At 27.2% G+C, this 13,037-nt stretch carries 8 protein-coding genes; 4 read left to right on the top strand and 4 right to left on the bottom strand.

Features of this window, described 5'->3' with window-relative positions:
- Positions 1-431: 431 nt before the first annotated feature.
- The 3 genes from GXK57_RS24920 to GXK57_RS24910 are packed head-to-tail and all read right to left on the bottom strand — an operon-like array spanning position 432 to position 2,843.
- On the bottom strand, positions 432-926 hold the full coding sequence (locus GXK57_RS24920; protein ID WP_160680723.1) for a hypothetical protein: 495 nt from the start codon (positions 924-926) through the stop codon (positions 432-434).
- A gap of 9 nt (positions 927-935) precedes the next feature.
- Positions 936-1,991 (bottom strand): hypothetical protein, encoded by a 1,056-nt coding sequence (locus GXK57_RS24915; RefSeq protein ID WP_160680722.1) that lies wholly within the window; start codon positions 1,989-1,991, stop codon positions 936-938.
- A gap of 60 nt (positions 1,992-2,051) precedes the next feature.
- Entirely contained in the window at positions 2,052-2,843 is a 792-nt protein-coding gene (locus GXK57_RS24910; RefSeq protein ID WP_243156511.1) for a C39 family peptidase, read from the bottom strand.
- A gap of 1,154 nt (positions 2,844-3,997) precedes the next feature.
- Between GXK57_RS24910 and GXK57_RS24905 the strand changes: the two genes are divergently transcribed.
- The 4 genes from GXK57_RS24905 (at position 3,998) to GXK57_RS24890 (ending at position 11,892) form a co-directional block, all read left to right on the top strand.
- The gene (locus tag GXK57_RS24905; RefSeq protein ID WP_160680721.1) at positions 3,998-6,466 is read left to right on the top strand and encodes a hypothetical protein; all 2,469 of its coding nucleotides are present in this window, start codon (positions 3,998-4,000) and stop codon (positions 6,464-6,466) included.
- An 18-nt stretch (positions 6,467-6,484) separates the two neighbouring features.
- On the top strand, positions 6,485-7,480 hold the full coding sequence (locus tag GXK57_RS24900; RefSeq protein WP_160680720.1) for a hypothetical protein: 996 nt from the start codon (positions 6,485-6,487) through the stop codon (positions 7,478-7,480).
- Positions 7,480-10,731, top strand: coding sequence for a hypothetical protein (locus GXK57_RS24895; protein WP_160680719.1), 3,252 nt, complete (start codon positions 7,480-7,482; stop codon positions 10,729-10,731). Before GXK57_RS24900 ends, GXK57_RS24895 begins: the two co-directional genes overlap by 1 nt.
- A 111-nt stretch (positions 10,732-10,842) precedes the next feature.
- Complete coding sequence (locus GXK57_RS24890; protein ID WP_160680718.1) at positions 10,843-11,892, top strand: IS30 family transposase; 1,050 nt, start codon at positions 10,843-10,845, stop codon at positions 11,890-11,892.
- A gap of 202 nt (positions 11,893-12,094) precedes the next feature.
- On the opposite strand, the gene GXK57_RS24885 is transcribed toward GXK57_RS24890, so the two are convergent.
- Positions 12,095-12,973, bottom strand: coding sequence for a restriction endonuclease subunit S (locus GXK57_RS24885; RefSeq protein WP_279285532.1), 879 nt, complete (start codon positions 12,971-12,973; stop codon positions 12,095-12,097).
- Positions 12,974-13,037 lie beyond the last annotated feature (64 nt).

Here is a 13,037-nt window from a genome sequence, read left to right as displayed (position 1 = left end):
ATGAGTGAGAATTTATCTTAAAATCATTGTAAGATAATTTCCAATATAAGTATCATCGAATTTTCAATCTAACCAGTAGTTGACAATCTGTGGTGAAAGTATTAATTGTTTGCACTCTAGTATCACTATAAAGCCTCAAAAATAAATTTCTTAAATTATGTATAGTATTAATTTAACGGAACAAAAAAACACTTACTTCCAACTAAAGTAAGCGTTTTTCAGTAGTTTCGTTATTAACTAATAGTTTCCACTATCAAGTCCACAGCAGACTTTCACCGCTAAGTTGTTACCCATGCTGAATACACATAGATCAAGTATCTGCCAAAATTAAAAATTATAAAATTTCATATTTGAAAAATTGATGATTCATTTTTTCAATAATGTAGTTCTATATTCTTCGTGAGACTTTGCAAAATTATGGAATAACAATATTAGTTATTTAAATTTGATACAAATACCTTAAATACATATTGAATTGAGTGTGTATCATCCCAAAATGCGTCAACTTGATAAATATACTCACCAGGTTGTTCAGGGGCTATAAATGAAGTCTCAGTGGTTATATCTGTGATATTGTAGTCATATATGCTTGTTCCTTCAACTTTTTTTACATTAAATTCTTTTAAGCCTTTATTAGATGTTAATTCTAACCTAATTATCTGCCCTTTCCCAATTTTATATCCTTTAATAGATTTTGCTTTTTCAATTGAATAAGTTCCTAGATTAGTGCTTCCTGTATTTTCAAACCAATTATACTCATTTTTAACAGCCAAAAAACTAACTTTATCAGAAGTAATTTTTAACTCTGGAGGTTTAATTGGATGCTTAAAAGATTGAGAAAATCCTATCAAAAAAATCATAATTAATATAATTATAAGAATAAGAATAAGAACCACTTTTTTGCTTTTAATCTTAATAGTTATCATTGATTCCCCCTAATAGTTAATTATTAGACATTTATGCGATAATTCATTATTTTTGTTGACACTTCTATAGAAAATAAGATTATCCCTCATTAAATATGCCTGGTTAATTAAATCAGAAGTCTTATCAGAAGATATATCCAATACTTTACAATTTTTAATATCATATAAATAAATTTTCGAAGAATAATTATCCCACCATGTAATGTATTTAGAACTGATTAGTGGATCATCAATCGAAACATTTTTCATCCCATGATATATCTCGGAATTCTCATCAATTAGATCAGACCAACTCTTTTTATTGAAATCATAAATACTAATACAACTCTCAGTATACTCAGTATTACTTTTGACTTTTGTTGCCACAATTATATTATTATCAATTTTAGGCTTCAATATTGGTAAATTCTCTGATAATAAATCTTTTTTATTTTCTCTTATATTATAGCAGTATACATTGCTATAAATTGAGTTATTAACATTTTTGCTTTTCGACCAAACTATTAAATTATTACTAATGTCTGGTTGTGAAAAAATATCTTTATCATTTTTGGATTTTGAATCCAATGTTATAGATTTTTTATCATTCAGATTAAAAAGTATAATTGAAGACTTTTCTTTATCAGTCACTGAGTAAACTAAATAATCGTTATCTAATGATATAACAGGCTGGTTTTCGGCTTTAGCTCCATTAATTTCATTTATATGAGTTGTAGATTTATATTGAGAATATATAGTATATAAGCCATTGTGAAATTGAGTCCATATACTCCAATGATTTGAAAATCTTGCATCCACAATTTCTCCATTATTTACTGGTTTAATTATTGGTGAAAATATTTTGGTTTTTAAATTATATAAATATATACAATTATCATTTTTTTTCTGAATATAAAAATTATTTTTATCCAAGATATCAATTACTCTAGTATCATTAGGAAGAGTATATTCTAATGTTTTTTTTGCATTTATTATTTGAAAGTTAAATTTGTTAGCAAAAAAAATTAATAAGCCCGTTATTGATAAAATAATTATAATTAAAATTATTTTGAAAATCTTTTTCATAAGAATCTCCTTACAGAAAGTGCATAGTAGCTCTCCATATAGGAGATTCGAACCATATCACTACCATATTATCCCCATAGGATTAGACACTGTAGCTACATTAGTAGTGTATGTCCAATATCTTTCGTTAAAATCCGGATGAGAATCACTGTAGAAAATCCTATCATTTCCAGGTGTATCATCATAACCAGTTACAGTTATGTAATGAAACGTAGAAGCTCCATTAACTCCTCTATCATCAATATAACTATACTTAGGATACAATTTAATACCATAAGGATCTTGCTTAGTATCCACAATAACTGGGTATCCTTTATCTACTGTATAGATTACACAATTTTTAACTTTCGCTCTCCAATCAGTCGCATTATATGATGATCCCATTATTACTGCATAATTGTTTCCTCCTAAATATGAATTCATTATATATGACCATGAACCTGGTATAGGTGTTCCATTCCCACCAGGCGCTCCAGTACCCAAGTCACGCGATAATGAATATTGAGTTGCAACTCCAACTAAAGATGGCTTGTATCCTGTAATCGCATTATATGCTGCAGCTGGTCCACACCAATTACCTGCTTCTTGCTTATTATATGGATAATACATAACTTTACTTGAATTATAGGTCATAGGCACCATACCATTGATAGTTTTATTATTTTTTTTATTATTATAGTAGTCCTCAGATAGTTTTAGTTTTTCATTAGTTAAAGCTTGTTCTTTAGGAGATAGTTGGCCAATCGTTTGAGATGTGGCATCCACAGAACTACTCTCGGCAGCCTTTACCGAAAATGCATTGATACTGCTGAAAATTAGCATAGTTGATATAAAGATCTTCATTTTTTTCATATTAAGCTCCTCCCTTATTTTAAATACATCCTAATTTTACATTACAATTGAATGATAGTAAATATATTCATTTTTTCCAGGTTATAACTATTCATTTATATAATAAAACTTTTTTCTAAAAAATTTTTAGATATTACAAACAGAAATATCTAATTGCTTAATGCCCTTAAATAATTTTAGTTAGGCTAAGTGTAGGTTTGTAAAAAAGTTTCATCAAAGCAATTTCCCCAAATCTCATTTTTGCGTAAAAAATAACTAATGTTGAAATAAAGTTGCTCAAAATTAAACTATGTAATTCAATGTTTCAATTAATTTTTGTTAAAAAGTTTGAGCAGAATGTTAATTATTATAGTTGCACTACAACTCTGTATACACAGTTGCTGTTAAATTTATATGTATTTTAGTCCAGTCTTAATATAAAATACTAAACTTTATTTAGCCATTTCATCCCTTATTTCTATAACTTGATATTGTCTACTATAATTTTAAGAAGAGTTTTGTTAAGTTCTTTATATGTGATATAATTAATACATTAAAAGCCTGTTTACCAAATTACATTAAAAAGGTACTGTGGTTACATAGCAATTAAAATACAGTAAGTTGTTACTTCACAATTACAGCATAAAAAGTGATGGTCATCCCTTACCACATAGTAGAGAATATAAAAAGAGTAAAAAGCAACTCAGACAAACTTATCTGAATTGCTTTTTTAGTACATATTTTTAGGTTCCTTTTCGCCACAAATATTGTATATCCCTAAAAACACTCAATATTACATCAATTACATAAGCCTTATATAAATTAAAATTTGCTAATTTTCGGAACATATGCTATTATATAGAAAATCCAAAAAAATAAAAAAGCCTTTCAACTCCTACAGGATGTACTTCGAACTACATCTTATAGGCCAAAACAATTATGTGTAGTTAGCACATAAAAGCTTGTTAGAAAGAACTTCTTTATTACTAATATCCAATTAATGTTTTTATTATATCAAAATATTAGTTGAATTTCAAGTAAAAGTTAATTTTTCAAGCCTTTAAATGCTATTAATATTAGTGTTTAACGGCTTTTTTTATTTTATTTTTTAGCCTAAAATTAACATAAATTAAAATAACATTATTAATTAGCAAAAGATACTAGGAGGACGTATAATGGCAAAAAAAACAATTCAAGTATTATCTTATAAAATAACTGATTCATTTTTAGAACATAATACTTTTAGTGTGTATTCCGTAAACGGAGAAATTAAAAAAGCAATACTTGAAATAATTAAATTTCATACAACCGTACTTAATAAAAATTGGGAAGATTTACGGAAGGATCGGAAGTTTAGAAATCTAATAAATATACCGTATAAACTTAATGCAATATCACCATATAGAGTTTTTGTAAATGATATTGATAATGAGGAGCCACTTTTATTTTGTGAGAGTTCTTTAAGTGAGGAAGAAATTCAAAGAATAAAATGGCTTTTATCAACTTCAGTTACCGATTACATTGGAGATAAATTTAACCAAGACTTAAAAGCATATTTAGATGCAAATAATTTGAAAACTGATAATTTTAGTGTAAATTTAGACTACAAAGGAAAAGCAACTAAAAATACTTTTATAGATAGCAAAAATTTTGCCTTACTTAAAATGCTATTTATGAAATATTTTTTAAATAAAAAAATAACAATAGGCACATGTGCTGAAGCAGTAGAAGATGCTAAAGAAATTTCATTTTATCCATCATATAATGGTACCCATGAACTTGTAAGTGAAATTATTGAAGCTTATAACTATAATAATCAACTTAAAAGGTACGCTTTATTTATTACCCCTAAAATAGAAATAAGAAATTCAGAGCTTTATTTAAATATTATTATTGGGACAAAAGTAATACTTGATAGCTATGAACATGAAATCGGTAAAAAAACTGATTTGCTTAAGAAGATTCATTATGGAAAAAATGAAAATTCAACACTTTACGTTTTCGATGGTGAGCAATATATAGCAATTAAATTTTTCACTAAAAAATCTGAAAATGATGCTATCTTTATATTCCCTAAATGGGACTACAGAGAAATTATTAAAAGTTTAGAACAAACGACAGGTATTACATTTAATGATATTAAAAATTTTCTAAAAGATACTACCTCAAGAAATGATATGTTTTTGTTACACAATCAGTACAGAGGAATCAAAGAGAAAAAGCTTATTAGTGATAGTTTGCACAATAATGATAAATTAGATATTTCAGAATTCATAGTAAAAAATATTAAAGGTTTAAACCTTATTGATTCTGTTTCTGAAACCGAGGTAATTTATCCTTCAGAAATCAAAAAAATAGCTAGGAAAGGTAGCAAAATAGATTTATTGGTATCATCTTATAAAGGTAAATACAATAACTTCAATTTATATGTTATAAGAAAAGCTAGTAGTGAAATAATTACGCTGATTAATAAACTTTTCACATCAACTTTAGCGGAAGAGAGCCTTTTTACAGACTATGAGAAGGTTGAGTCACATGGTGAAAATGTTTTTGTTGTAACCTTTTCTAATAATGTTACTATTACCATTAATATTATTGATATATGCAATGATTATATATTAAACGACACCTATGAAGGTGAAACTGTTACTGATAGAGCTAATGTAATTACTGAAGCTATAGGCAAAATACCTGATAACTCTTTATTTTTAGTTGAGCTAGAAAAATTACCTGATAAAACAGATGCAAAAAAAATAATTAGACAAGCTTTGATTAAACTTGGCTTTATTAACCAGTTTATTGTACCCTCCACAATTACTATAAATAGTTTAAGGCAAAGATTATGCAAGCTGTTTCAATGTATTGGATTCTATAACGCACTAGCATATTTAGATAACAAAACAGTTTATACGTTCTCTTTTGTAGAAAGTACATACCATAAAGGATTTATATTGCCTTTTATTATAAAGGTTACTGAAAAATCTATCCAAGTGTCACCAGTTCTTGAGAGTATACCCATTAATTTTGTTAGTATAAATGATATATACAAAAGTTTTTATAATCTAAAAGACCATACTTTCGATCTCCAGCATTTTACTCTACATGAGATAGAAGATATTTTATTAAACAATCTTTTAGATATATTAAAAAATGACACAACAGAAAAAATACTAATTTTAGAGGGTAATCAACTTCAATCAATACATTCCGAATTAGCCAAAAAAGTTATTTCTGTTTCAGATAATGTTGTACAAACTACTTTATTAGATATTGAAGTGATTGTAAAAAATGCAACTAATGCTGATTTAACTTTTACTCCAACATTATTTTTATTTGATGATAATACTTTTGTTTCAATTGGAGATAAGACTCAAGCTCAAAGAAAATCTTTGGTTTATGGTAGCAAACTAGTTAATTTTATGAAGAGAAAAACTAAAAACAATACTGAAGATAAAATTGTTACTGGAGCTTTTGAAACTTATCAAGACAGAAAAGCTTTTGGAATAAAAATTATAAAAAATAAAATGGATAAAGTATCTCTAGCATCATTAATAAAATTATCAAGATTTAGATTAACATCTGAAATACATTGTAATGAAACAAGTTTTTACAATTATCTTACATATTTTAGTAAATACTTTTAATGGAGAGGAGTTATCCCCATGATCACAATTGAATACTTTGAGCACCTACTAGATATGGTTCTAAATGCAAATAAAAAAAGCTTCAGCATAGAAAATCTATATTCTGTAATGTATAAACATGAATCAATAAAATTTAATAATATACCTGATTTTATTAACTATCTTAATGAAACTACTATCAAGGAAATGAATGTTGAAAATATAGAAAAATATATTGATGCTTCAAGTCTTGATGTTACTTTATTAGATAATAATATAGTAAATACTAACTTACTTGAAATATTAGATGCTTTAAATATTAGGTCTGAAACTCGATTCGATAAGTTATATAAGTTTTGTCAAAATCATAAACATGGACAAATTATATATACTCATACAAGGCTATTTATATCAAATCACCCTATTATCCATAAAAGCATGTTTAAAAACATTAAAGAGGCTGTTGAGTTAAAGATATTTATTAAATTACCTGCATTATCAAAAGAAGATCGAGATTTTATATTCAATTATGTAAAAAGCAACTATAAAACTATACGCGTTAATAGAGATAAAATCGCTACATGTGAAAGATGTGGTTATCTAATAGGCGATGATTCTGACTCCTTTAAGTACCATAAGCAATGCCAAGGATACAAAATATTATATACTGAAGTTTCAAATGATTTATTAGTAGCTGAAGCTTCAGCATATAAGGATATCGTTCTACCAACACGACTTGAAATCGAAATAAAAGAAGCTCTAGAGAAAAATGGATATAAAATCGAATTATTTCCTTCTTTAGAACTTGAAGGTGATATAAAAGTATATATTAGTACCAAAGAATTACTTTTAGACGCAAAGGCTTATGAAATTCCAGCTTATTTGAAGAAAGAACTAGATAAAAAGCCACATTACAAAAATAGACTTATTGTAGTTCCTTCAAGAGTTTATCCTTCTATGTCTGATTTAAAAACATTGGGTTACAAAATACATTCAATAGATACTCTTCTCCAGTATCTTCAAGGGGTGATATAATGGCAAGAAAAATATTCAATGATATAGTTTTTAAGAATGCTTCAGAAAATATAAAAGGATTTGATACTTTAGATAATTTTTCAGAAAAAGACTTTCCTCTATTACATTATAGAGATAATAATTATTTCATTTTAAAATCAAACTTTATATTTATTGAACTATTACTTACCTCAGTATATCTAATACTTAATAAACAATTCAAAAAAGACGACATAGACTACATTTTCAGCGGTTTAAGCCATAATTTCACAGACTATAGCACCGAACAACAAAATATAGTTAATATATCTTTAATCTATTTAGGAACTTATAAAGGTAAAACAGAAACTAGTAATTTGATAACTTGGTATTTTAAGAATGTGTTAGGTAGAGTTAAAGATTATAAACTATTTACTATTGATAAAGATATGATTAATTTATCATTGAATAATTATAATAAAAGAAGATTTAATATATACGCAAATCTACTTAGTTCGAAAGATACTATTGGATTAACTAAAAAATCTATGGACTCTACTGATTTCGAAGAAGCTTTAAATTTAATTCTAAATACTAAAAGAAATGAAACATTAACATCCTATGATCTAATTAATGAAGTATTAAGTAATAAATTGGAGAGCTATATAGAAGAATTAACTAATAAAAATGAAGATTTTAAGTATATAGGACATCAATTATTAAATGAACTAAAATATTATGCTGTAAAAGATAATGGATTAATTGAATCCGATATAATACGGCTTAAGGAAATTACTCACTTATGTGGAAAAACTGGAAGTGGCAAAACAGTATTACTTGATTTTATCGTTTTTATTTTAGCAAAACATAATAAGAGGGTTTTGCTTTTAACTTCAAAACATGCAGATGGCATAAAAATCAAAGAAAAATATATAAAAATGGGATTTAAAGCTTCAGTGATTGTAGGTCATGACAGAAATAAATATACAAGTGAATTTATAAAGACGAAAATGAATGAAAATAAAGAATTAAATATATTCCAGACAATCAAAGAAAATGAAAGTGTTATAAATAATCTAGATAGTACTTGCTTTAATAATTACATTTCTTCAGATGCTGAAGCTACGACTAAAAGATCTTATAGTTGTAAAAGATGCCAGAATACAAATATATGTGGCTATCATAACCTTACAAGAGAATTTTTAAACTCAAACATATTGATAACAACATCCTATAACTTATGTTCTTCTTCTGTAAACTCTTCATTTGATGGATATAATCGTAGTCTAATCGAAACTTTATATTCTATATCTGATTTTATTATTGTTGACGAAGCCGACTTAATTCAAGTTAATTTTGATAATGCTGCAATATATGAAAGTCAGATATATTCTAAAGATGCTAATTTATATAATGATAGCTATATAAGCAATATTATAAGATTGTATAGTACAATTGATAGGACTAAAATGGGCACTTTGCCTTTTCTTCATAATCATAAAGTCATAGATACAGCTAAAACAGATGCGTTTATTGATGCTGCTTGTAATAATTTTCTTTTAAATGATAAAGATGAAATGATAAAAGAAATAGTAGGTACAAAAACTTTCACTACTTTTAATTTAATCAGTATGTACTGTAATACCTATATCCAAGAAATACGGGACACTACTGGTAATTTAATATATGCTAATAGTAATGAAAATAACTCCATCGAATTCGCTCAATCCTTTATGAACTATCTTCAAGACACTGATATTAAAGATGAGTTAAATTTTAATTATATTGATTACCTAAGTACAAATATTGAATATAATATTGAATTGTTTAACAAACAGTATAAACGTTTTACTAAATCTAAGTATATAAAAAAATATACTATCACTTATATTAACGACAAAAAACATAATAAGGATAAAGCCATAAAGTTTTATAACTTCATACTTTTTATAAATCATATTGACAACTACATAAAATATACCAATGTATTTTTACCAACTATATTGCTTTTTATAGATAAAGAAAAGCATGAAATACCATCTAATAGTTTACTAAAATCTCTTTACTTACCAAAATCTTTAGCTTGGATATTAACAGGATTTTCTCTAGAAAAATGGGATAAAGAAGGTTTATTAATATACAAAGACTTTTCAATTTTAGGAAGAGAACTATTGTATAACACTAGAGATTACGTCGCTTCAGCATATGAAATTGCTGCACCACCCATGCTTTTTGTTAGTGCTACAGCATTTGAAAAAAATTCTTCACTGTATGCTATAAAATATCCTGTAGACTATTTAATTAAAAGTAACTTACAGACTGAAGATGATAATACAATTAACACTTACTTCAGCCCAGTAATAATTAAAGAGGGTCAAAATAACTTTGCAATAAATATTTCCTCAAGTGGTAATAAAAGACAACTTAATATTAAGAAATTATGCAGAGTTATAACAAAGACTTTCTTACCATCACTAGTAGAAGACGCAAGAAGGGTTGGAAAAGCTACTTTATTCAGTTGTTCAAGCTATGATGATGCCTCTACTGTATACAATGAAATAAAATGTTTAAGCAACAATGGTTATATTATAAAGATATTGGCTAATAATACACTACAAAATAATAAAAAATTGGATGATTCTGAAGTAATTAAAATATCAAATATTGAGAACTTAAGTAATTTAGACAACGAGTCCATAGATATAGCTATCGTAATTGGTTCTGTAGTAAATAGAGGATATAATATAATGAAAGCCAATGGTGAAAATTCAAGTTATATACACAATATTATAGTTTTAAATAGGATACTTCCTTCTCCTAATGATAACGGAACTAATGTCAGTTATGTAAATGCTATTATTACTAGGTATGCATTAAATAAACCCAAAAATGGGAAAAAAACTTTCAAAGAATGTGTTAAACAATCAAATGAAACTTCTATAAGTTTAAAAGTATGTTATAGCTATACAAATTTACCATCCAACATTAAGGATTCTATAGCATCTAATACATTAATAGATATACGCCAATTAGTTGGTAGAGGGCAAAGAGGTTCTAAAAATGAGGTAAATTTGTATTTCCTTGATGCTTTTTACTTACCAAAAACATCATCAGCTATAGCTGATGGAGAAAGCATTAAAACTCTCAATGAAGTAAAAGATGATGCTGATAGCTCCTTGTTTATAAAATGGAATGATATCCTAAATAAGAATGATATTTTAATAAACGAATTATATGGAGATATAAAGAAAAGCTTTAATCAATTAAAAATAAAACCGATAAAACATAATTAATATATAATGACCTGTTGTAAAATGAAATTGAACTAATAAAAAAATCCATAGTGGATTATTCTGTGTTATGATTTAATCGCCAAACCAAAACATACACGGAGGATAATCACTATGGACTATCAAAATAATAACACAGAATTACGTAAAAATAAACATTTGAATTTTAAAGAGCGTATGATTATTCAGCTTCGTATAAAAGATGGCCATTCAGCTTATAGGATAGCAAAGGAACTAGGTAGACCAATCAACACTGTTTTAAATGAAATTCGTCGTGGAACTACCATTCAAGTTAAGCAAGGAAAGCGCATTGAAATATACCTTGCTGATACCGGCGAAGCCGTATATAAAAAGAATCTCATAAACTGCTGCAGTACTTTTAAACGCTTAAAATGCAGTGAATTTATCAAGTATACTGTGGATAAAATTAAAAATGCTTCATGGTCACCAGATGCTTGTGTTGGTAGAGCTATCGCTAACGGTAGTTTTAAGCGCTCTCAAATGGTCTGCACAAAAACATTGTATAACTATATAGATCTTGGCTTATTAGATGTAAAAAATACTGATTTACCAATAAAGCTACGTAGAAATACAAAGCCTACTAGGATTAAAAAGCACAAGAAGAAACTTGGTTCTAGCATATCAGATCGCCCAGTAGAGATAAACACTCGTAATGAGTTTGGTCATTGGGAAATAGATACTGTTATTGGCGAAAAATCCAATAATGATAACGCACTTCTTACAATAGTTGAACGTAAAACTAGATATGCTATGGTTGTAAACATTGCAGCTAAAACCGCTGAAGCTGCTACTGATGCTCTAAATAGAGTACGCAGTTTATTTGGTGACCAGTTTAGCCAAGTTTTTAAAACTATAACTGGTGATAATGGTTCAGAATTTGCTAACTTATCCACACTTGAAAATGAAACTGATACAAAGGTATATTTCACTCATCCATACTCATCCTTTGAAAAAGGTACTAATGAGCGTCATAATGGTCTGATACGTCGTTTTATCCCGAAGGGCAACCGTATTTCAAACTATACTTCTGATGAAATTGCTTTCATAGAAGAATGGATGAATACTCTTCCTAGGAGAATACTTAACTACAAAACTCCTGAGGAACTGTTTGAATCACACCTGGATCAAATTTATAAACTCTAAGTAAATACAAGTGTTTATATCATAAATAGAAATTAGTTCAATTTGTTATTGCAATTAGTCATTAATATATAATCTATTATAGTCTGATTACATTTATATATTATTCCAAACTTATTATCTGTCGTGAACTAAGTTTTCTTATATTTTAAGAAAAAAAATAGCAATCAAAAATTATCAAATTATGATAATTTTTGATTGTTGTTTATAAATACTTTAATAGAATGGCTTTCTTCTTTTCTTCACTGTCAGAAATTGCAAACTTAAGACTAGCAATTTCAGTTTCAATTGCTTCAATTTCCATAACAATTTTATTTTGTATTTCAATTGGTGGCAGTGGTATTCTCATATTGTTTATGATTGGTAAGGCTAGTTCAATTTGACCACTTTGACCAGTTGCCATTTTTTCAATTGTTTTAAATCCAATATTGGCAAAGGCATAAAGAGCATATTGGGGATTAACTAAATCTTTCTTAAACCTTACAATTGTTACATGGCTATCAACTACAAAATCTCCATCTAAATTAAAAAGAGTAACTCTCCCTGCAGTACCAACACCAGAAGAATTTATCAGTAAATCACCTTTAACCAAATTTCTTTCATCAGAAATAAAGCTTTCAGCAACATAGTGTTTTTGAGAAAAATCAAATTCCATATATCCTCTTGCTTGACCAGATTTAATTATTTGAATATTAGATTTTCCATATTTTGCAGATTTCCCACGCTGTACCATAGTAGTAATTCTATCTATTCGTTGTTCAGGGTATTCAAAGTATTGAGATTTTAATAAATATGGTGTTAATTCATCAATCTTTTTATTGTTACTCTTCTCTATGTTCTCTATTTCCTCAATTTCCGAAACAATCTTTTTCTGAACACCAAGTGGTGGTAATGGAATATCTACTTCTTTTAATGTTGTACTGTTTAAACTTTTTCCAAAAGCTTTAAAATCTGAACTTTCTAAATCTATAAGCTTGGCTGTAAACAAATCAAATAAATATTTATCTAATACTAATGATTTATAATTATCAGCTATTTCTAAAGCTGCAATAGCTTCATTTGTATATAAATCTGTTCCTGCTATTGCAGTTTTTGTAGATTGTCAAGTACTTTTGGTTCTCTCGCAATTTTGGTGAAGTTATAATATA

This window comes from Clostridium sp. C8-1-8 (assembly GCF_009928445.1).
In the GTDB taxonomy this organism is placed as follows: domain Bacteria; phylum Bacillota; class Clostridia; order Clostridiales; family Clostridiaceae; genus Clostridium_AR.
Note: the sequence above shows the minus strand (reverse complement) of the source record. Positions and strands in the feature narration are given on the sequence as shown.